General features: G+C 72.9%; 15 protein-coding genes. 7 read left to right on the top strand and 8 right to left on the bottom strand.

All coding sequences use genetic code 11. The features are described from left to right. Window positions 1–8: 8 nt before the first annotated feature. The 3 genes from ACFYOH_RS14355 to ACFYOH_RS14345 form a co-directional block, all read right to left on the bottom strand. A complete protein-coding gene (locus ACFYOH_RS14355) occupies window positions 9–1,766 on the bottom strand; it encodes an RICIN domain-containing protein (RefSeq protein ID WP_388625328.1) in 1,758 nt (585 codons plus the stop codon). Between the two features lie 503 nt (window positions 1,767–2,269). After that, entirely contained in the window at window positions 2,270–2,647 is a 378-nt protein-coding gene (locus ACFYOH_RS14350; RefSeq protein ID WP_142219268.1) for a toxin Doc, read from the bottom strand. 3 nt (window positions 2,648–2,650) lie between these two features. Next, a complete protein-coding gene (locus tag ACFYOH_RS14345; RefSeq protein WP_388625325.1) occupies window positions 2,651–2,890 on the bottom strand; it encodes a hypothetical protein in 240 nt (79 codons plus the stop codon). A 176-nt stretch (window positions 2,891–3,066) separates the two neighbouring features. On the opposite strand from ACFYOH_RS14345, the gene ACFYOH_RS14340 reads away from it, so the two are divergent. Then, window positions 3,067–3,576, top strand: a complete 510-nt coding sequence (locus ACFYOH_RS14340) for a methylated-DNA--[protein]-cysteine S-methyltransferase (RefSeq protein ID WP_388625323.1) — start codon at window positions 3,067–3,069, stop codon at window positions 3,574–3,576. A gap of 11 nt (window positions 3,577–3,587) precedes the next feature. Continuing rightward, window positions 3,588–4,310, top strand: coding sequence for a 2OG-Fe(II) oxygenase (locus ACFYOH_RS14335; RefSeq protein ID WP_388625322.1), 723 nt, complete (start codon window positions 3,588–3,590; stop codon window positions 4,308–4,310). Between the two features lie 66 nt (window positions 4,311–4,376). Here ACFYOH_RS14335 and ACFYOH_RS14330 read toward each other — a convergent pair whose 3' ends face one another. Next, window positions 4,377–7,469, bottom strand: a complete 3,093-nt coding sequence (locus tag ACFYOH_RS14330; RefSeq protein ID WP_388625320.1) for a glycoside hydrolase family 2 TIM barrel-domain containing protein — start codon at window positions 7,467–7,469, stop codon at window positions 4,377–4,379. A gap of 265 nt (window positions 7,470–7,734) precedes the next feature. Here ACFYOH_RS14330 and ACFYOH_RS14325 point away from each other — a divergent pair, with 265 nt between their 5' ends. Then, window positions 7,735–10,134 carry a SpoIIE family protein phosphatase gene (locus tag ACFYOH_RS14325; RefSeq protein WP_388625319.1) on the top strand — a complete coding sequence of 800 codons (2,400 nt, stop codon included), beginning with the start codon at window positions 7,735–7,737 and terminating at the stop codon, window positions 10,132–10,134. A 264-nt stretch (window positions 10,135–10,398) separates the two neighbouring features. Here the strand turns inward: ACFYOH_RS14325 and ACFYOH_RS14320 are convergent, their stop codons facing one another. Further along, the gene (locus ACFYOH_RS14320; RefSeq protein WP_388625317.1) at window positions 10,399–10,947 is read right to left on the bottom strand and encodes an RNA polymerase sigma factor; all 549 of its coding nucleotides are present in this window, start codon (window positions 10,945–10,947) and stop codon (window positions 10,399–10,401) included. A gap of 47 nt (window positions 10,948–10,994) precedes the next feature. Here ACFYOH_RS14320 and ACFYOH_RS14315 point away from each other — a divergent pair, with 47 nt between their 5' ends. The 3 genes from ACFYOH_RS14315 to ACFYOH_RS14305 all read left to right on the top strand — a co-directional run bounded on the left by ACFYOH_RS14315 (window position 10,995) and on the right by ACFYOH_RS14305 (window position 14,669). Beyond that, the gene (locus ACFYOH_RS14315) at window positions 10,995–12,386 is read left to right on the top strand and encodes a serine/threonine-protein kinase (RefSeq protein WP_388625315.1); all 1,392 of its coding nucleotides are present in this window, start codon (window positions 10,995–10,997) and stop codon (window positions 12,384–12,386) included. A gap of 154 nt (window positions 12,387–12,540) precedes the next feature. Next, a complete protein-coding gene (locus tag ACFYOH_RS14310; RefSeq protein WP_388625313.1) occupies window positions 12,541–13,233 on the top strand; it encodes a DUF4232 domain-containing protein in 693 nt (230 codons plus the stop codon). A 197-nt stretch (window positions 13,234–13,430) separates the two neighbouring features. Next, window positions 13,431–14,669, top strand: a complete 1,239-nt coding sequence (locus tag ACFYOH_RS14305; RefSeq protein ID WP_388625311.1) for a hypothetical protein — start codon at window positions 13,431–13,433, stop codon at window positions 14,667–14,669. Window positions 14,670–14,818: 149 nt separating this feature from the next. On the opposite strand, the gene ACFYOH_RS14300 is transcribed toward ACFYOH_RS14305, so the two are convergent. Together ACFYOH_RS14300 and ACFYOH_RS14295 are read right to left on the bottom strand one after the other, a co-directional pair. After that, on the bottom strand, window positions 14,819–16,819 hold the full coding sequence (locus ACFYOH_RS14300) for an RICIN domain-containing protein (protein WP_388625309.1): 2,001 nt from the start codon (window positions 16,817–16,819) through the stop codon (window positions 14,819–14,821). Window positions 16,820–17,102: 283 nt separating this feature from the next. Beyond that, on the bottom strand, window positions 17,103–18,017 hold the full coding sequence (locus ACFYOH_RS14295) for a helix-turn-helix domain-containing protein (RefSeq protein WP_388625307.1): 915 nt from the start codon (window positions 18,015–18,017) through the stop codon (window positions 17,103–17,105). A gap of 74 nt (window positions 18,018–18,091) precedes the next feature. On the opposite strand from ACFYOH_RS14295, the gene ACFYOH_RS14290 reads away from it, so the two are divergent. Next, entirely contained in the window at window positions 18,092–18,901 is an 810-nt protein-coding gene (locus tag ACFYOH_RS14290) for a phytanoyl-CoA dioxygenase family protein (protein WP_388625306.1), read from the top strand. A gap of 12 nt (window positions 18,902–18,913) precedes the next feature. Here ACFYOH_RS14290 and ACFYOH_RS14285 read toward each other — a convergent pair whose 3' ends face one another. Beyond that, the gene (locus ACFYOH_RS14285; RefSeq protein ID WP_388625304.1) at window positions 18,914–19,882 is read right to left on the bottom strand and encodes an aldo/keto reductase; all 969 of its coding nucleotides are present in this window, start codon (window positions 19,880–19,882) and stop codon (window positions 18,914–18,916) included. Between the last annotated feature and the right edge of the window lie 104 nt (window positions 19,883–19,986).

Raw genomic sequence — 19,986 nt, 5'->3', positions numbered from 1 at the left:
GCAGGCCGTCAGGCGTCTGCGGCGCCGTCTCGGCAGGTCGCGCAGTTCCCCGCGCCCCTTCGGGTCGCTGGGCCACCCGTGCCGGCGATCGAGAGGGAGCCAGGGCTCGCAGAGGCCACATCGGTCATCCAGCGCTGGCCGGCCGACCCGTCCCGCACCTTGACCACGAGGTCGGCGCCCACAGCGTCGGCGGATGTCGCCAGCCCGAGCGTCCGGTCCCAGCGGGGCAGCAACTCGCCCCGCCCGGTGAGGTCGTAGCGCACGTCGTCACCCCGCTTCGTCCCGGCGTCCGCACAGGTGCCGAGGATCACCACTCCGGCGTCGGCGTGCGAGTCCAGGCACAGCCCCGGGGCGGTCGCGCTGCGCAAGCGCCCGTCGGCCTCGTACGTCCACTGCTGGGTCGGTGCCGGGGAGCAGACGGCCAGGACCGCACCCGCACCGGCCTTCGGCGTGCCCTTGATGTCCAGGCACAGGTCGGCGGCGGCGTTGCGCAGCCGGGCGGGGCGGCCGGTGGCGGGCAGTCCCGCGGTGCCGGTCGCGGTGCCGGGCACGGTGGCCGAGGCGGGCGGGGACTGGCCGCCGGCGCTGCCGGGGACGGTGCTGGTGGAGGCGACCGGGTCGGTGCCGTCGCCGCCGTCCGGCCACACACTGATCGCGAGGACGGTCGCGAGCAGTCCGGCCGAGGCCACGCCGACTCCGGTCAGCAGCGTCCTGGACGACCAGGCGGTGCCGGGGACCCGGGCCGGCTGTCCGGGCTCGCCGCCGTGGCGCCGGCCGCGGGAGACGGAGATCCGGGTCCGGGGTTCGCCGTCGGCGCGCCGCCCGGTGCCGGGCAGGGCGACACGATTCAGCAGACCGGGCTTGCCGCCGCCGCGCCGGCGCCCGCCGGATCGCCGGGAGCCGCCGCGGGTGCGGGCGGTACCGGGGCGGCGGCCGGGACGCGAGTCGAGGTAGCGGCGGGCGCCCCAGCCGAGCACGGCCTCGGCGAGCAGCACTCCCAACGCCGCGTCGGCGTGACCCAGTTGCTCGGCGGCGTGCCGGCAGTAGGAGCAGGCGGACAGATGCTCCTGGACGTCGGGCAGCAGGGCGCCCGCGCCGCCGCGGCGGATCGGAACGTCGAGCAGACGGTTGTAGTAGCGGCATTCCTTGCCGGGCGCGAGTTCCCGGTGGGCGCGTACCAGGCCCTCCCGGAATTTCTCGCGTGCCTGTTCCAGCGCGACCGCCGCACTCTCGATGTCCACGCCGAGCAGTCCGGCGGGAACGGTTATCGGCTCGGCCTCGACCTCGATGTGCCAGAGCAGCGCCTGCTCCAGCCGGGGAAGGGCGTGAAATGAGCGGTCCGAGAGGGCGCGGTTTTCCGGTATCAGGGTCTTCGCGGCGCGCATACCGCGCCCCCCCGCGGGTTTCCCGAGTCCGGGCAGTACGGCGGTGATCCGGTCGGTGCCGGACCAGTTGACGACCGTGTCCCGGACCGCCACGAGCAGCCGGGGCCGCAGCGCCTCCGCGGGTTCGCCGAGCGCGAGCCGGCCGAGCACCTGGTGGAAGGCGGTCGCGGTGACCATGTGGGCGAGCGGCCCGGTCAGGGCCAGGCAGACGACCGCGTAGTCCTGCGCCGGCTGCCAGTGCCGGGACATCAGCAGGGCTGCGGAGCGGGAGGCCTCCGCATCGGAACCGGCCCGCAGGGGACCGGCGAGCGACTCGTCGGACTCCCCGGGGTCGCCGCCGGGCGGCGGATAAGGAGGACGAGGAGGGTGGGGGGTGGGCACTGAGCGGATTCCTTTGGTGCGACGTGCGTTGATGCGTAGCTCTGCGACGCGCGCGGAAGGAATTGGCCGGCGCTCGGCCGGTGAAGTTCTGCAACTGCCGGGAGAACCCCCGGATATTATCCCCCGCACGGTCGTTTCAACCCTTGCACAACTTCCACACGGGCAACAAGGCGCCCGCAGACATCGGCGGTCTTGAAAGAAAGTCAGAAACCGCCCTCCGGCGGGCCCCGTGCAGCGGCTTTCGGTTTTTCACGCGCCCCGTGTGAAGCACGCGCACACGGCGGCGGGGCCGCGCACGCTTCCTGGGTGTGCGGTCCGGTAGTGGACTGGGGCCGGCCTCCTCGGAAAGGCCCCGCGCGGGATGGCGGCTCTCCCGCGCGAAACCGGCCGCCGGCCCCGCTCCTCCCGCCCTCGGCCGGCGGCCCCGCCCACCCTGCCCCGGACGGCGGCCCCGGCGGCTTCCCCCGCCGGCCGGGGCGGGACGGGTGCTGTGGGCCGCCCGCTCAGATCTGCCAGGACCGCAGCCGGTCGGCCGCGCCGTACACGTCCGTCTTGCCGGAGATCAGATCGCGGGCGAGGTCGACGAGGGCGCCGTAGGGCGGGTCGATGCCCACGCCGCTGACGAACATGTAGGCCACGGCGGTCGCGCAGGCGAAGCGGGCGTTGGCCGCGGGCAGCGGCTTGAGTAGGGCGAGGGTGTGCAGCAGGGCGGCGGCCCGCCAGGCGGGGTCGGAGTCCACGCCGAGCCGGGGCGGATCCACGCGGTGCCGGGCGACGGCGGCGACCAGCGCGGAGAAGTCGTCGACCGCGGGCTGGTCGGGCAGGACCTCCTCGTGGCGCTGGAGCAGCCAGGGGACGTCGATATGGATGACGGAGGGCATGCGTCAGGCGGCCTCGTCCTTCGTGGGGGACTCGTCGTCGGGGAAGGCCGCGGCGAACTCCTCGGCGTGCGCGGCGAAGAACGTGCGGAAGGCCTCGGCGCCCTCCTGCAGCGCCCGGTGCCGGGCGATGTCGGCGGCGGCGGCCTCGCGCACCAGGGCCTTCATCGACGTACCGCGCTCCTTGGCGATCTGCCGCAGGTCCTCTAGTTCCCGTTCGCTGAACTCCACATTCAGAGCTGGCATGCCCCTCACGGTACCGCGCGGGTACTTACCCGTAAATATCGGCAGGTCAGGTGCCCTTCCCATCGGTACCTGAAGGATCGCAGGGCCATGTCCGATTCCCGCCGGTCACGCGGCCCGCACTGCAGCAGACTCGGCAGCGAGGAAGAAGCCGACAGCGCGAACCCAGGAGCCCTGCCATGAGCACACGTACCGTCCACACCCTCCACCCGAGCCCGCTGGGCGACCTGCTGCTGACCGGCACGGTCTCCGCGGCCGGCCTGACACTCGGCTCGCTCGGCATGCCGGGGCAGCGCGGCGCGCCCGTCGTCCGCGCCGAGGACCGCGACGACGGGCCCTTCGCCGAGGCGCACCGGCAGCTGGACGCCTACTTCGCGGGCCGCCGGACCCGTTTCGAGCTGCCGCTCGCCGCCACCGGCACCCCGTTCCAGCGGGCGGTGTGGCAGGCCCTCGACGACATCGCCTACGGCACGACGACCACGTACGGCGAACTGGCCGCCCGGCTGGGCGTGCCGCGCGCCGACCTGCGCGCGGTGGGCCGGGCGCTCGGCGCCAACCCCCTTCTGCTCGTCCGCCCCTGCCACCGGGTCATCGGCGCGGACGGCTCGATGCGCGGTTACGCGGGCGGAGTCGAACGCAAGCTGTGGCTGCTCACGCACGAGGGCGCACTGCAGCCCGCCCTGCTGTGAAGGAGGACCTCATGACGTTCACCCCGGCCGAGGCTCGCCGCCGGGTGGCCCGCACGGACTGGGCCGCGCTCGCGGCCGAGCTGGACGAGCACGGCAACTCGCCCACGGGCCCGCTGCTCTCCCCCGCGGAGTGCGCCGACCTGGCCGCTCTCTACGACAAGCCGGAACTGTTCCGGACGACGGTCGATCTGGCCCGACACCGGTTCGGCTCCGGTGAGTACCGCTACTTCACCCATGACCTGCCCGCCCCGGTGGCCGCGCTGCGCGCCGCGCTCTACCCGCGGTTGCTGCCGGTCGCCCGGGACTGGGCGGCCCGTCTGGGCCGCCCGGCGCCCTGGCCCGACTCCCTCTCCGAGTGGCTGGAGCGCTGTCACGCCGCCGGCCAGGACCGCTCGGCGCAGATCCTGCTCAGCTATGGTCCGGGCGACTGGAACGCCCTGCACCGGGACGTGTTCGGCGAGCTGGTCTTCCCGCTCCAGGTGGTGGTCGCGCTGGACGCGTACGGCACCGACTACACCGGCGGCGAGTTCCTCATGGTCGAACAGCGCCCGCGCGCCCAGTCCCGGGGCACGGCGAGCATCCTGCGCCAGGGCCACGGCCTGGTGTTCACCACCAGGGACCACCCCGTGCGCACCCGCCGAGGCTGGTCGGCCGGGGCGATGCGGCACGGGGTGAGCACCGTGCGGTCGGGCCGGCGGCGAACGCTGGGGCTGATGTTCCACGACGCGACATGAGGGCACCGCGGCCACCGCGGGCCCGCGGCCCGTCCCGGCCGAGGTCTCCGGTATCCGGCGTTCTGCTCACATATCCAGCCTGCTGATCCGCACCGCCCCCTTCGCCTCCCCCGGGTAGGCGCTCGTGAGCGTCAACCGCAACCGGGAGCCCCGTATCGCGTCGAAGGTGATCACCGTCGGACTGTCCGACGCGGTGGCCCAGTCCACCTTCGCGCCCGTGACCGGGACGAAGGCCCGCCCGTCCCACACCGCCACGACGGCCTTCGCGGGCAGGGCGTGCGTGGCGTCCACGGTGAAGGAGACCGCCACCCGGTCGAAGGTCCGGGTGCGCCCGAAGTCGACCGAGACCCAGTCCTCGGCGCGGGCGCCGTTGAACGCGGGCAGCAGCGCGGTGGCCGACTTGGCGAAGGCGTTGGACCAGCCGGTGGCGGGGTCGCCGTCGAGCATCGCGGCCGGCAGGGTGTCCGGGCGGCCGGAGTAGCCGGCGTCCGCGTAGGGGTAGTTCACGGGCGACGGGCGGTCGGGCCGGAAGCCGGCCGCCGGGGTGCGGGCGGTGTCGCGCGCCGGGGTGGTGGGCACGCTCGCCGTGCCGGTGCGCAGTCCGTCCGCCCGGGCGGTGACCGTCAGCGGGCCGGGCTTCGTACCGGAACGGACGATGGCGAGGGCCTTGCCGTGGAACGCGCTGCGGGTGCTCGCCTGGTAGCGTTCGGCGCTCTCCTCGCGGCCGTTGTCGACCCCTGCCAGGGAGCCGCCGGTGACGTCGAAGGTGATGAGGTGTGCCGCGTCGGGCACCACCACGCCGTGCGCGTCGACGATCTCGGCGGTGACGAAGATCAGCGAACGGCCGTCGGCTGCAAAGGAGTTGCGGTCGGCGGTCAGCCGTACGGCATGCGCGGCACCCGCCGTGCGCAGCACATCGGTGGCGACCACCTTGCCGTCCCGCCGGGCCACCGCCTTCAACTCGCCGGGCCGGAACGGTACTTTCCAGCTCAGGTGCAGCTTGCCCGCGCTGCCGTTGGGACTGGTGTAACTGCCCGGGTAGGGGCCACCGGTGAAGGTCTTGTCGTCGCCCGTGGCCTCGGTGGTCTCCAGGTAGCCGCGGCCGTCGGTGGTCCGCTTGACGTCGAACTGCCGTACGCCGAGGGACCTTCCGTTGAGGAACAGCTCGACCTGCGGCACGTTCGCGTACGCCCAGACCTCGACCGTGTCGCCCTCCTCGTGGTTCCAGGTCATCGGCAGCAGATGGACCATCGGCTCGGTCGTCCACTGGCTCCTGAAGAGGTGGTACAAGTCCTTCGGGAACCCGGCCGTGTCGACCGCGCCGAAGAAGGACGTCTTGACCGGGAAGACGTCGTACGGCGTGGGCTCGCCGATGTAGTCGATGCCGGACCACAGGAACTGTCCCGCGAACCACTTCCGGTCCCGGTCCTTCTTGTGCCCGTACTCGCCGCTCATCGTCCAGGAGGCGAGGTTGTTGTCGTAGGAGGAGGTCTCCCGTCTGCCCGGGGTGTGGTTCTCGCCGGTGTTCAGGTGTGCCGGCTCCTGGTACGTGCCCCGGGTCGAGGTCTCCGAGGAGGATTCGGACTCGAAGAGGAACAGGTGGGGGTAGCGCGCGTGCAGCGCGTCGACCGACTTGGCCGTGTTGTAGTTGAGGCCCAGGCCGTCGAGCTTGGCGAGCATCAGGTCGGCCGCCGAGCCCTGGGCGGGCACGCCGTGGTACTTGTTCGAGCCGATCACCACCGGCCGGGTGTCGTCCGCGGCCTTGATCGCGCCGATGATCCGGTCGGCCATCGCGAGTCCGGCCGTCGAGGTGGAGTCGGGGATCTCGTTGCCGATGGACCACAGGACGACGGCGGGTGAGTTCCGGGCGGCCAGGACCATCTCGGTGGCGTCCCTCTCGCACCACTCGTCGAAGAAGCGGCCGTAGTCGTACCTGGTCTTGCCGGTGCGCCAGCAGTCGAAGGCCTCCACCATCATCACGATGCCCAGCTCCTCGCAGACCTGGATCATCTGCGGCGAGGGCGGGTTGTGGGAGGTGCGGAATGCGTTGACGCCCATCGACTTCATGATCCGCATCTGTCTGCGGACCGCGTCGATGCTGATCGCGGCGCCGAGCGCGCCCTGGTCGTGGTGCAGGTCGACGCCCTTGATCTTGGTATACGTGCCGTTGAGGGAGAAGCCCTCGTCGGGGTCGAAGCGGTAGCTGCGGACGCCGAAAGGGGTGCTGTAGGTGTCGGTGGTGCGGCCCGCGACGCGCAGTTCGGTGTGCAGGGTGTAGCGGTGCTCCGGGGTCGCGAAGTCCCACAACAGGGGCTCGGCGACGGTCAGTTCATGGGTCTCGGTGGCCCGGTCGGAGACGGCGGCCGTGGTGGACGTGCGGGCGACCGTGCGACCGTCGGGGCCGGTGATCCGGGACAGGACCTGAACGTCCGCCCCGGTGCCGGACTCGTTCAGCACCGTCGTGGCCACCCGCACCAGGGCGCTGCCCGCGGAGACCTCCGGGGTCGTGACGCGGGTGCCCCAGCGCGCCACGTGCACCGGTTCGGTGATCACGAGCCGGGCCTCGCGGTAGATGCCGCTGCCGGAGTACCAGCGGCTGCTCGGCAGTTGGTTCTGCACCTTGACCGCGAGCACGTTCGGCGTGCTGCCGTCGCTGTGCACGAGGCCGGTCAGGTCGAGGGCGAAGCCGGTGTAGCCGTAGGGGTGGCGGCCGGCCTCCGTGCCGTTGCAGTAGACGTACGAGTCCATGTAGACGCCGTCGAACTCCACCGAGATGCGCTTGCCGGCGTACGCGGGCGGCAGGGTGAAGGCGAGCCGGTACCAGCCGAGGCCGCCGGGGAGAAAGCCGGTGCCGCTGGTGGTGCCGTGGTCGGTGGTGGGGGTCTGCTCGATCGACCAGTCGTGGGGCACGGCGACCTCGCGCCAGGCCGAGTCGTCGTAGCCGGGATCGGCGGCCTGCGCGTAGGCGCCGGTGGGATCGGTGAGGCCGCCCGGATCGACCAGGGCGAAGCGCCAGCCGTCCCGCAGGGGCACGGTGTGGCGACCGTCGGCACCGGCGGACGCCGCGACGGCGGCCGGTGGTGCGGGGATGCTCAGCAGCGCTCCGGCCGCGGGTGTCGCGGTGGCGGCGACCAGAACCGATCGGCGAGTGACCGTCATGGCGGCTCTCCCTCATCAGGGCCCAGAAGTACTCACAACTGATCGTGAACAAACAGATTCTGACGGGTCGCCACACACGATCGTCAAGAGCCCGGAGCCCCGCGACCGCCCCCGTCGACGCATCGGCCGGATTTCCCCTTTGACCCTGTTCGACCGGTCGGCCAGGTCGGCGGTGGTGGCGGTTCACGGCAGGCCCCGAAGCACTACGCTGGAACACGAGAGGTGCCACCTGTTCACTGTGAGTGTGCGCTTGGGAGCGGCGAGGATGAGCCGGGGCTATCCGTTCGACGACGCGGCGACGGCCCGGGCCGTCATCGACGACGACGGACGGCTGGTCGAGTGGAACGAGGGCGCGAGGCGCCTGCTCGGCCACCCGCCGGACGCAGTCCTGGGCCGCCCCGCCGCCCGCCTCCTGGCCGAGGACGACATCCCTTCCCTGCCCACGGGCCCCCGCTGGCAGGGAACGGTCGGATTGCGCCACCGCGACGGCCGTACCGTCCCGGTCTGGCTGCTCGCCCACCGCCGGTCGGCGCACGACGGAGACGGCGGCAGCTGGCTCGTGGTCACCCCGCTGACCGGCATGGCGCCGCCCGCCGAGGACGACCCGCTCGCCTCGGCGGGCCTGATCCAGTCGCCGTGCGCCGTGGCCGTGTACGACGCGGAGCTGCGGCTGCGCCGGATGAACGACGCGATGGCCGAGGTCATCGGTCTGCCGGAGGAGCGCGTGCGGGGCCTGCGACTCTCGGAGATCGGCGGCAAGCCGCAGAGCGAGGAGCTGGAGCGGGGCATGCTCCAGGTGCTGACCACCGGCAGCCCGCTGGACATGCAGATCTTCATGCGCACCGGTGGCGAGGACCGCGCTCACGCCTGGCTCGCCGGGATGGCCCCGGTCAGGGACGATCAGGGCCGGGTGCACGGGGTGAGCCTGGCCGCGCACGACATCACCGACAACTACCGGGCCCGGCAGCGGCTGCAGCTGGTCAACGAGGCGAGCGTGCGCATCGGCAGCACGCTGGACGTCGCCCGCACCGCCCAGGAACTGGCGGAGGTCTGTGTGCCCGCGCTCGCCGACTTCGTCACCATCGACCTGCTGGACCCGCAGGACTACGGCGGTGAGCCCCCGGCCCGCCTCACCGCGCCGGTCACCCTGCGCCGGGCCGCCCATCGGTCGGTCCTGGAGGGAGTGCCGGAGGCGGTGATGAGGCCCGGGCAGAACGAGGAGTACTCGGCGGGCTCGCCCCAGGCCGACTCGCTGACCGCGGGCCACACGATCCTCGGCTCGGTGGCGGCGGGTGAGACGCAGCCGTGGCTGATCTGGAGCACCGAGCGCGGCGAACGGGTGCGCAGATTCGGCGTCCACTGCTCGATGGCGGTGCCCATCCAGGCCCGTGGGCTCACCCTCGGTGTCGCGGTGTTCACCCGCCACCGGCGGCCGGACCCGTTCACCGCGGACGACCGGCTGCTCGCCGAGGAGATCACCGCCCGGGCCGCCGTCTGCATCGACAACGCTCGCCGCTACTCCCGCGAGCGGGAGACCGCGCTCGCGCTCCAGCGCAGCCTGCTGCCCCGCACGCTGCCGCGCACGGCCGCGCTGGAGGCCTCCTCGCGCTATCTGCCGGCCGCGCGGGCCGGGGTGGGCGGCGACTGGTTCGATGTGATCCCGCTGTCCGGGATGCGGGTCGCGATGGTCGTCGGGGACGTCGTCGGGCACGGCGTCGAGGCCTCGGCCACCATGGGCCGGCTGCGGACCGCCGTGCGCACCCTCGCCGACATCGATCTCGCCCCGGACGAGCTGCTCACGCATCTGGACGACCTGGTGGTCAGGCTGTCGGAGGAGTCCGGCGTCGTCACCAGCCCCGGTGAGGCGGGCAGCCCCGGCGAGGTCGGCGCGACCTGTGTGTACGCCGTCTACGACCCGGTGTCCCGGCGCTGCACGGTGGCCCGCGCCGGGCATCCGCCGCCCGTGGTGCTGCCGCCGGGCGGCGTGCCCCGGGCACTGGACGTGCCCGCCGGTCCCCCGCTCGGCCTGGGCGGGCTGCCCTTCGAGGCCACGGAGGTGGAACTGCCCGAGGGCACCGTCCTCGCCCTGTACACGGACGGTCTGGTGTGGTCCCGGGAGCGGGATCCGGAGACGAACCGGGCGATGCTCTACGAGGCGCTCGGGACGTACGCGGACTCCCTGGACGGGACCTGCGACCGGATCCTGCACACCGTGCTGCCGCCGGGCGGCTCCCTGGACGACGTGGCACTGCTGCTCGCCCGCACCCAGGGCCTGCCGGCCACGCAGGTCGCGACGTGGGACATCCCGGCCGACCCGGCGCTGGTGGCGCCGATCCGCAAGGAGGCGGTGGAGCAGCTGGACACCTGGGGGCTGAGCGAGGCCGCGTTCACGACGGAACTGGTGGTCAGCGAACTGGTCACCAACGCCATCCGGTACGGCTCGCACCCCATCCGGCTGCGGCTGATCCACGACACCAGCACGCTGATCTGCGAGGTGTCCGACACCAGCCACACCGCCCCGCACCTGCGCCGGGCCAAGATCTTCGACGAGGGCGGCCGCGGCCTGCTGCTGGTCGCCCAGCTCACCCAGCGCTGGGGCAGCCGGCACACCCCGGAGGGCAAGACGATCTGGGCGGAACTGCCGCTGTACGACGTGGCGCAGTAGAGCGTCCCGGCGGCGCGGTTCCGGCCGGCCAGCCGGACGGCACGGGGTCCCGGCTACGACCCCCGCCGTCGTGACGGTCGTCCACCGTCACCCGGCGGCACACGGCGGACTTGCCCCCACGGGCGTGTCCCACACAGGCGCCGGGCGCGAGGGCCGGGGCGGCGGCGGGGAGCGCAGCGCCCACCGCCGGCGACCAGCCGTCAGGAAACACCATGTGGCCCGGCCGAATCCCAGCGCGCGGGGCCCGGTCCGGTACGCAGCGGCTCAGCCGCCCGCCAGCCAGGGCCGTACCAGCTTGCGCGCCTCGTGCAGACGGGACTTCAGGGTGCCGAGGGGGATGCCGACGCGCTCGGCGACCTCCGCGTAGTCCAGCTGGCAGATGTCCCGGTAGACCAGCGGCGCCACCAGGTGTGGATGCGTCCGCTCCAGCCGCTCCAGCGCCTCCAGCAGGTCCACCCGGGATCCGGCGATGACGCTGGTGGTGCGCGGGTCGACGGCGTGCGAGGGCTCGATGGCGGCCGGCTGCTCGGCGGCCCGCCGCTTCAGCTCGCGGTACTTCTGCCGGGAGCAGTTGGCGACCACGGTGTACAGCCAGGTGCTGAAGCGGCTGCGGCCCTCGAAGCGGCTGATGTGCCGGGCCACCTGGAACAGCACGTCCTGCGCGGCCTCCTCGGCGTCCTCCCGGCACGGCAGGAAGCGCCCGCAGCGGCGCAGGACCTCCGGCCGGATCTCGGTGAGCAGCCGGTCCAGGGCCGCGCTGTCGCCGGCGGCGGCCCACCGGGCGAGGTCTTCCACCGGCGCCTGGTCCTGCACGTACGGGTCCCCCCTCGAGTCGATCTCAGGCCAGGCATGATAGTCGTATGCACTCCCTGGATCGGATCGGCCGCTACCGTCTCGAACGGCCGCTGGGCACCGGCGCCTTCGCCACGGTCTGGCTCGCTCACGACGACGAGCTCGAGGCCCCGGTCGCGGTGAAGGTCCTCGCGGAGAACTGGTCGCACCGGCTGGACATCCGGGACCGCTTCCTGTCCGAGGCCCGGCTGCTGCGCCGGGCCGGGTCCAGCCGCGTGGTGCAGGTCTACGACATCGGTGAACTCCCCGACGGCAGGCCGTACTTCGTGATGGAGTACGCCGCCGGCGGCACCCTCGCCGACCTGCTGGCGCACGGGCCGCTGCCGGTGGGGCACGCGCTCGCGCTGACGGCCGAGGCCGCCCGGGCCGCCGCCGCGCTGCACGAGGCGGGCATCGTGCACCGGGACATCAAGCCGACCAACGTGCTGCTGCACACCGCCCCGGACGGCACCCGGCGGGTGCTGCTGGCCGATCTGGGACTTGCCAAGAGCCTCGCGCAGGCCTCGGTGCTCACGCTGGCCGCGGGCTCGGCGGGCTATCAGCCGCCGGAGCAGGCCGAGCCCGGGGAGGGCATCGACGAGCGGGCCGACGTCTACAGCCTGGGCGCGGTCGGCTACGAACTGGTCACCGGGAGCGTGCCGGGCCCGCCGGGCCGGGTGATACCGCCCCGGCGGCTGCGGCCGGACCTCGGCGAGGACGTGGAGCGGGCGCTGCTGCGCGCGCTGGAGCCGGACCGGGCGCGCCGCTGGCCCGGCGCGCAGGCGTTCGCGAACGAGCTGGACCGGCTGGCGGCGGGGTCGCCCGCGCTCCGGCCCACCCGGCGGCTGGACGGTGTGCGCGGCCGGCTGAATTCGGTGACGCTGGCCGTGGCCGCGGTCCTCGCGGCGGTGGCGGCCGCGGCCACGGTGACCCTGGTGATCCACCACGGCGGCTCCTCGGACCAGGTGCGGGTGACGGACTCGACGGGGCGGGTGGCCGTCAGGGTGCCGACGGGCTTCGGCCGCGAGCTGCGCGGCTCCGGCTGGGACCCGGGCGCGCTGGGGCTCGCCAAGGGCCACGAACCGGGGCTGGTGGTCGCCGACGACCTGAGCCGGTGGCCCGATCTGGGGGCGGCGGTGGACGGCGCGTTCGTCGGGATGAGCGAGCACGGTGACGTCACCGCGCGGGTGAAGGCCCTCGCCCACTCCGGCTGCCGCTTCTCCGGCAGCCGCACCTTCACCGACGCCGACTGGCACGGTCTGGTGCGGGCCTGGAGCGGCTGCCCGGACGGCGGCTCGGTCACGGAGTCCGCCCTGGCCCCGGCGGACGGCGCCGCGCAGCCGCAGGTGTATGTGCAGGTCCGGGAGCGGGGCGACAAGGATGCGACCGAGGAGATACTCCGTTCGTTGAGCGTGACCTGACGGGCGGCTGCAAGAGGTCACGGCTGGGAAAAGATTCCTGCGTGTGCCGAACTCTTCCGGCGCTGCGAGCATCGGAGCGTGCGGACGGCGCACCCAGCGCTTCCAGGCACGCGTTTCCGGCGCGTGCCATGACCCTCCAGGAGTGTTGAGCGACATGGTGTACACCCCCCGGTCCGCGCGGCGCGGGGCCCTGCTCGTGGGCACGGTCGCCGTGCTGGGCCTGCTGACCGCCTGTGGCAACGGCAAGGACGTCCACAGCAACTCGCCGGTCACGGCCACCGGTACGGCAGCGCCGGCGACGGGCACCACGAAGAGCCCGGCCTCCGCCACGTCCGCCCCGGACGGCACCCCGACCGGTGCCACGACGTCCTCCGCCTCGACGGCGGCCCCCTCCGCGAGTGGCGGCGGTGCGGGCACGGCCGCGGCGGGCACCCGCTGCCACACCTCCGAGCTGAGCGCCTCGGTGGGCCGCAACAGCCCGGGCGCCGGCCAGGAGAACTTCCCGGTGGTCCTCACCAACAGGTCCGGCCGGACCTGCACCGTGCGCGGCTTTCCGGGCGCGGCGTTCGTGAACGGCTCCGGCAGCCGGCTCGGCCCGGATCCCAAGCGTGAGTCGGGCTCTCCCGCGACCATCACCCTGAAGCCCGGCCAGAGCGCCTGGGCCGGGCTGACCTTCTCCAACCCCGGCATCAGCGGCGCCAAGACGGCCACCCCGGCCGCGCTGCTGGTGACGCCGCCGGACGAGCGGGACTCGCTGAAGGTCGCGTGGACGGGTGGAGCGGTGCCCGTCTCCGGGAACTCCTCCTCCGTCTTCCTGTCGGTGTTCAGCCCTGGCACGGCGCCCTGACCGGCCCGGACACCCCCGAGAACCCCGCTGTCCCGCTCCCTGGGCAGCGGGGTTCATCATGCTCGCGCCACAACTGTCACAGGACGGCAACAGGCCCCCAAGGCCACGATCTTTCCCCCGGCTCCCGTCATCGAACCCGTCGACCAATACCGGCGAGCAGGCCCCACAGGGGCCGTGACAAGGGAATCGGGGACAAGATGAGCGGGATCTCACGCAGGCGGGTGCTGACGGCGGGCGCGGCCGCGGGCGCCCTGGGCACGCTGGCCGCGTGTTCCTCCGGCACCGGCCTGCGGGTCGACGGCCCGGCGGACGGCACGGGCACCGCCCAGGGCCGTCCGGTGAAGCCGATCGGCGACGGCTCCACGGCCGACACCGGGGCCCAGCCGCACCAGCCGAAGCCCGAACGGCTGAGGCCCGGCCAGAAGCCCCCGCAGTTCGTCGTGTTCTCCTGGGACGGCGCGGGCGAGCTGAGCAACCAGCTCTTCTCCCGGTTCCGCAAGGTCGCCGCCGACCACGGCGCCAAGATGACCTTCTTCCTCAGCGGCATCTACACGCTGCCCGAGTCCAAGAAGCACCTGTACCGTCCGCCGCAGCACCCGGTCGGCGCCTCCGCCATCGGCTACCTCGCCGACCGGCACATCCACGCCACCCTCCAGCAGGTCCGCGCGGCCTGGCTGGAGGGCCACGAGATCGGCACCCACTTCAACGGTCACTTCTGCGGCGCGACCGGCGTGCGCAACTGGTCCTCCGCCGAGTGGCGCAGCGAGATAGACCAGGCGGTCGACTTCGTGACCCAGTGGAAGACCAACACCGGCTTCACCGACCTTGAGCCGCTGCCCTTCGACTACCGCAAGGAGCTGATCGGCGGCCGTACCCCCTGTCTGGAGGGCCAGGCCAACCTGCTGCCCACGGCAGCCGCGCTGGGCTGGAAGTACGACGCCAGCTCCCCCGGCGGGCTGCAGATCTGGCCGGGCAAGGTGCAGGGCGGGAAGATCTGGGACTTCCCGCTGCAGTCCATACCGTTCCCCGGGCACAACTTCCAGGTCCTGTCGATGGACTACAACATGATGTTCAACCAGTCCGGCGGCAATCCGAACGGCGACCGCGCGCAGTTCGACGCCTGGCGCACCCAGGCCCGCGACGCCTATGTCGCCGGTTTCCATCGGGCGTACACGACCAACCGCGCCCCGTTCTTCATCGGCAACCACTTCGAGCGCTGGAACGGCGGCATCTACATGGACGCCGTCGAGGAGGCCATCGGGAAGATGGCCGCGTACGGCGACGATGTGCGGTTCGTGTCGTTCAAGCAGCTCGTGGCCTGGCTGGAGGCGCAGGACCCGGCGATGCTGCGCAAGCTGCGCACGCTGGTGCCGGGACAGGCCCCGGCGGGCGGCTGGGAGGAGTTCCTGGGCGCGGCGGGCAGCCACAGCTCGTAGCCGCCGACCGTCGCCTGTTTTCATGGGCGGCCACCAACTGATCCATGCCGGAAGGACCCGCCCACCTGATCAACAATCTGCCCGCGGTACCGGGCCTGCGGCCCCGGGGCTCGGCACCATCCCACCGCCACCGCGGCACCGCCCCTGAGTCAGCGGAGGCGGCGCCCACCGCCGTAGCCCCCGCCGTCCCCGTATCGCCCGCTGCCCCAGCCGCAGTAGTACGGGTACGCGGAGCAGGGGTCGGGCGTGGCGGACGGCGTCGGTGGCGGACTCGACCTCGGGGCCGTGGGTGCCGGGGCTGCGGTGCTCTTCCTCGGTGCGGGCGCGGGCGCCGGAGCCGTGGGATGCGGGGTGGCGGCCGGCGCCGGGGTGATGCCGCTGTCCCAGTCGACGTTCTGCATCTGCAGTTCGGGCTCGGTGGAGTCGACGGACCACCGCTGGTCGGCGCCGGGGGCGCGGTTCTTGAGGACGAGGGCGCCGGAGCCGTCGGTGGCCGCCGGGGTGAGCGCCAGGTCCTGGTTCCAGCGGGGTATCAGGGCGCCCTGGAGGGTGAAGTCGTAGCGGATGTTCCTGGCGGCCTCGCCGGTGGCCGAGCAGGGGGCGAGACGGACCGAGTAACCGAGATGGGAGTCCAGGCACAGGCCGGGCGCGGAGGAGTTGCGCAGCAGTCCGTCGGTCTCGTACGTCCACTGCTGGCTCGGGGTCGTGGAGCAGGGGGCGAGTTCGGTCTCGGCGTCCTTGACGGCCTTCTTGCCGACGACGCCGACACAGAGTCCTGAGGCGAGGTTGTGCAGCCGGCCGTGCAGGGTGCCGCCGCCGGCCGCGTGCGCACCGGCCCGGGACGCGCCGGGATTCGAAGTGTCCTTGCCCGGCGCCGGGGAAGACGCGCCCTTGCCGTCGGGGGACCCTCCGTCACCCGACCCGAGCACCGACCACAGCACCAGGGGCAGCACGACCAGCCCGCTGACGGAGGCGACGGCCAGGGCGAGATTCCGCCGCCGGGCACGGCGGGCACGGGCAGCCCGCTGAGCCGACCGGCGGGAGGGAACGGTGTCTCCGGGGGCGCCCGGGGCACCGGCACCGGCGCCGACGACAAAGTCGGCGCCATCAGCGAAGGCGGAGGCTGAGCCGGCAGAGGCGGAGGCGGACGCGGTGGCATCGGCGGAGGCCGAGGCGGCGGAAGCACCCCGGCGCGCGGACCCGCCGGAAGCACCCCGACGCCTGCCGCCGCCGGAACCACCCCGGCCCACGGACGGGGCGGAACCGGCCCGTTGCGGCGGCTCGGCGGACAGGAAGGGCTCGCCGGACGAGGGTGCGACGGTCTCGGGCCGCGGGGCCGGAGCGGCAGGCTCCTCGGCTTGGCTGGCGCGGGAGTTCACATAGGCGTGGGCGCCCCAGCCCAGGACCGCTTCGGCGAGGGCGAGGCCGAGTCCCGTGTTGAACGCGATGAGTTGGTCGGCGGTGCGGCTGCAGTGGCCGCACCGGCCCAGGTGCTCGCGCAGATCGGGGTCGATGTCGACGCCGCCGCGCCGGAAGGTCACGTCGAGCATGCGCAGATAGCGCCGGCACTCGTTCTCGGGGGCGAGTTCGCGGTGGGCCTGGAGACACTCCTCGCGCAGCCGCTCGCGGGCCCGGCGCAGCTCGGCGCGCGCGTCCTCCTCGTCCAGGCCGAGCAGCGCCGCCGGGACGGCGAGCGGTTCGGCCTCGACCTCGGTGTGCCACAGTACGGCGCGGGAGGCTTGAGGCACCCGCTGGAACGCGCGGGACAGCAGTCGCCGGCCGGGCGGCGGCAGCAGCCGGGCGGCGGCGCGCTCACCGGTGGCGCCGGACCGCAGCGCGGGGTGGAGGAGTTCCTGGCGGCCGTCGTTGTCCCACTCGGCCGCGATCCGCCGGACGGCGACCAGCACATGGGGCCGCCAGGCGGCGGTCGGGCCGGACTGACGCAGCGATTCCCCGAACAGCCGGGTGAAGGCGGCGGTGGTGAGCATGCCGGCGGCACGCGCCCCGTCCGTGCACAACCGCGCGTAGGCGAAGGCCGCTTCCCAGTGCCGGTCGAGGAGTTCACCGACGGGATGGAGCGCGGGTGTCCCTCCCGTCCACTTCTTCAGCTCGGCACTGAGTTGCTCGTCCGACCGGCCTGCCTCATTCACGACTGCATTCCTCCAGGCGTGATACGGAAATTAGTCCATACCAAGCAGTATGGAAGGTGGTGGGCTGCTCGAACGTCCACCTGAGGCGGCTCTTTTGAAGCGTGGGGGGTGTACGGGGAGCGGCCTGGCGCATACAGCGGGAAATGCGATGAGCCTGCGCGCCGACAGCGCACACTTTTGCACAGCGGCACAGGCGCGAACAAGGGATCTCTCGATTATCGACAATCACCGTTGGCAGGGATCCTTATTGACGCCGATTCAAAGTAATCCCTTTCTTCGCCTATTACGGCCGTTCGCCCGCCCGGTAGGCGCCGGGCGGCACTCCGTAGCGTTCCCGGAAAACCCGGCTGAAGTGGAAGGGACTGCTGAATCCGGAGGCCGCCGCCACCCGTTCCACCGTGAGGTCGGTGGCCTCCAGCAGCCGGGCCGCGTGCCGCAGCCGGGCCTCGCGCAGCGCCCGCATCGGCGACCGGCCGGTGCGCAGGGTGAACAGGTGGGCGAATCGGGACGGGGACAGCGCGACGCTCTCGGCGAGCGAGCGGACGGTGTGCGGAGCGCCGGGGCCGGCGGCGATCAGCTCCTCGGCCCGGCGCACCCGGGTGTCGGTGTCCGCCGCGTGCAGCGGCGTCCGGGCGACGCCGGCGGCGAGCAGGACGATCTCCTCCAGTGCGCACAGGGCCAGTTCCCGCGCCAGGCTGCCGTGCGCCACGGCCACCGGGTCCGGCTCGCGGGGGGTGGCCTCGGCCGGGATGCCCTCGGCCGGTCCGCGGGCGTCGGTGAGCATCCGGCCGAACGCCGCCTCGATCCGGCCGTGCAGGGCGCCGGGCACGGACGTCACGGCGTACAGGCCGTCGGACACGGCGTACGGGGCGAGCCAGGCCGTCCAGGACGGACGGGCCTGGCAGTGCGTCCACCAGAACCGCCAGCTCCCGGCGCCGGGCGCGACGGCGTAGTGGTGCCCGGTGCCCGGGGCGAGCACCACGAGATCCCCGGTGCCGGCGCGGGCCCGGGCGGCGCCCTGGCGCAGCAGTCCGCAGCCGTCGAGGGTGAAGGTGAACAGCCAACTGTCCGAGCCGCGGGGACGGTTGACGCCATAGCCCGGCCGCTGGTCGTAGCGGCCGGTCACGACGAGTCCGGGCGGCGGGGACGGGTCGGCGGCGGCAGCCGTCACGGGCAGGTCCTCAGCATGCACGGGCATCCTCCCGTCGGGCGCGTCGGCCTAGCGTGACGAGTGAGTGACCACCTGACCACCGGACTCACAGGAGCGGGCACATGACAGCCACGGACAACAGCGCCATCCTCGCTCAGGCGTTGCGGCAGCGGTTCGAGGAGGACGGATTCACCGTCGCACGAGGGCTGTTCGGCCAGGACGAGACCGAGCGGCTGTGCGCCGCGTTCACCGCGCTGCACGCGGCCGGTCCGGTGCCGGGCCGCTTCGAGCCCCGCCCGGCGGACCCCGACCCGTTGCGCCGGTATCCCCGGGTGATGCAGCCGCACGAATTCAGCGCGCCAGCACGTCAGTTCCTGCTGGACGCCCGACTGCGGGCCGTGCTGGAGGTGCTGTTCGGCGAGGAGGTGCTGGCCGCGCAGAGCATGTTCTACTTCAAGCCGCCGGGTGCGCGCGGGCAGGCGCTGCACCAGGACAACTTCTATCTGCGGGTGGAACCGGGGACCTGTGTGGCGGCCTGGTTGGCCTGCGAGCCGATCGACCGGGATAACGGCGGTCTCCAGGTCGTCCCGGGCACCCACCGGATGGAGCTGTTCTGCCCCGAACTCGCCGACGAGCAGCTGTCGTTCGCCCGCGAGTACGTTCCGCCGCCGCCCGGCCTCGTACCGGTCCCCGTGGATCTGGCTCCGGGTGACGTGCTGTTCTTCAACGGCAGCCTCGTGCACGGCTCCGGGCCCAATCGCACGGCCGACCGGTTCCGGCGCTCGTTCATCGGGCACTACGTGGGCCGCTCGGCGGAACGGATCGGCGCGTACTACCGGACGCTCACGATGTCCGGCGAGCGGGTGCCGTTGCCGCAGAGCGAGGGTGCGGGTCCGTGCGGCACGGAGTTCACACCACACGGACCTCACTGAGCCGCCAGGATCTCAGTGGCCGCTGATCGCACGCGGCGTGTAGGGCTGCTCCAGCTCCTCGATCTCCTTCTCGGTCAGCTCCAGTTCCACGGCGGCCACCGCGTCCTCGATGTGGTGCGGCTTGGCGGCGCCGACGATCGGGGCCGCCACCGTGTCCTGGTGCAGAAGCCAGGCGAGGGCCACCTGGGCGCGGGGCACACCGCGGTCGTTCGCGATCCGGGTGACGGCCTCGACGATCGAGCGGTCGCTCTCCAGGTACAGACGGCTGCCGAAGTTGTCGTTGGCGCTTCGCTCGGTGACCGTGCCCCAGTCGCGGGTGAGCCGGCCCCGGGCGAGCGGGCTCCACGGCAGCACGCCGACGCCCTGGTCCGCGCAGAGCGGCAGCATCTCCCGCTCCTCCTCGCGGTAGAGCAGGTTGTAGTGGTTCTGCATGGACACGAACTTGGTCCAACCGTGCCGCTCCGCCGTGTACTGCAGCTTTGAGAACTCCCAGGCGTACATCGAACTCGCCCCGAGGTAGCGGACCTTGCCCGCCTTGACCACGTCGTGCAGCGCCTCCATCGTCTCCTCGACGGGGGTCGCGTGGTCGTAGCGGTGGATCTGGTAGAGGTCGACGTAGTCGGTGCCGAGGCGGCGCAGGCTGTGCTCGATCTCCGTCATGATGTTCTTGCGGGACAGCCCGGCGCCGTTGGGGCCCGGCCGCATCCGGCCGTGCACCTTGGTGGCCAGCACGATCTCGTCGCGGTTCGCGAACTCGCGCAGGGCCTTGCCGACGATCTCCTCGCTGGTGCCGTCGGAGTAGACGTTGGCGGTGTCGAAGAAGTTGACGCCCGCCTCCAGCGCCTGCCGGACGAGCGGGCGGGACGCCTCCTCGTCGAGGGTCCACTCGTGGACGCCGCGGTCGGGCAGGCCGTAGGTCATGCAGCCCAGACAGATCCGCGAGACGTCCAGGCCCGTCGAACCGAGCTTAACGTACTGCATCGTTGCTGCTCCTGCCTTCGGGACGATGGTCACCCACGAGCCTACGGCGTGGCCCGGCACCGGCTTGACGACCGGAGCGGGCGGGCGATTTTATCCTGCCACGC

It is taken from the genome of Streptomyces sp. NPDC007856 (assembly GCF_042868225.1).
GTDB lineage: Bacteria > Actinomycetota > Actinomycetes > Streptomycetales > Streptomycetaceae > Streptomyces.
The sequence above is the reverse complement of the archived record's forward strand: the minus strand, read 5'-3'. Positions and strand labels throughout refer to the sequence as shown.

Excerpts from the sequence above, each read along its gene's own strand:
- ACFYOH_RS14350 (WP_142219268.1), bottom strand. The coding sequence starts at position 2,647 with ATGCCCTCCGTCATCCATATCGACGTCCCCTGGCTGCTCCAGCGCCAC.
- ACFYOH_RS14345 (WP_388625325.1), bottom strand. The coding sequence starts at position 2,890 with ATGCCAGCTCTGAATGTGGAGTTCAGCGAACGGGAACTAGAGGACCTG.
- ACFYOH_RS14340 (WP_388625323.1), top strand. The coding sequence starts at position 3,067 with ATGAGCACACGTACCGTCCACACCCTCCACCCGAGCCCGCTGGGCGAC.
- ACFYOH_RS14335 (WP_388625322.1), top strand. The coding sequence starts at position 3,588 with ATGACGTTCACCCCGGCCGAGGCTCGCCGCCGGGTGGCCCGCACGGAC.
- ACFYOH_RS14330 (WP_388625320.1), bottom strand. The coding sequence starts at position 7,469 with ATGACGGTCACTCGCCGATCGGTTCTGGTCGCCGCCACCGCGACACCC.
- ACFYOH_RS14325 (WP_388625319.1), top strand. The coding sequence starts at position 7,735 with ATGAGCCGGGGCTATCCGTTCGACGACGCGGCGACGGCCCGGGCCGTC.
- ACFYOH_RS14315 (WP_388625315.1), top strand. The coding sequence starts at position 10,995 with ATGCACTCCCTGGATCGGATCGGCCGCTACCGTCTCGAACGGCCGCTG.
- ACFYOH_RS14310 (WP_388625313.1), top strand. The coding sequence starts at position 12,541 with ATGGTGTACACCCCCCGGTCCGCGCGGCGCGGGGCCCTGCTCGTGGGC.
- ACFYOH_RS14305 (WP_388625311.1), top strand. The coding sequence starts at position 13,431 with ATGAGCGGGATCTCACGCAGGCGGGTGCTGACGGCGGGCGCGGCCGCG.
- ACFYOH_RS14295 (WP_388625307.1), bottom strand. The coding sequence starts at position 18,017 with ATGCCCGTGCATGCTGAGGACCTGCCCGTGACGGCTGCCGCCGCCGAC.
- ACFYOH_RS14290 (WP_388625306.1), top strand. The coding sequence starts at position 18,092 with ATGACAGCCACGGACAACAGCGCCATCCTCGCTCAGGCGTTGCGGCAG.
- ACFYOH_RS14285 (WP_388625304.1), bottom strand. The coding sequence starts at position 19,882 with ATGCAGTACGTTAAGCTCGGTTCGACGGGCCTGGACGTCTCGCGGATC.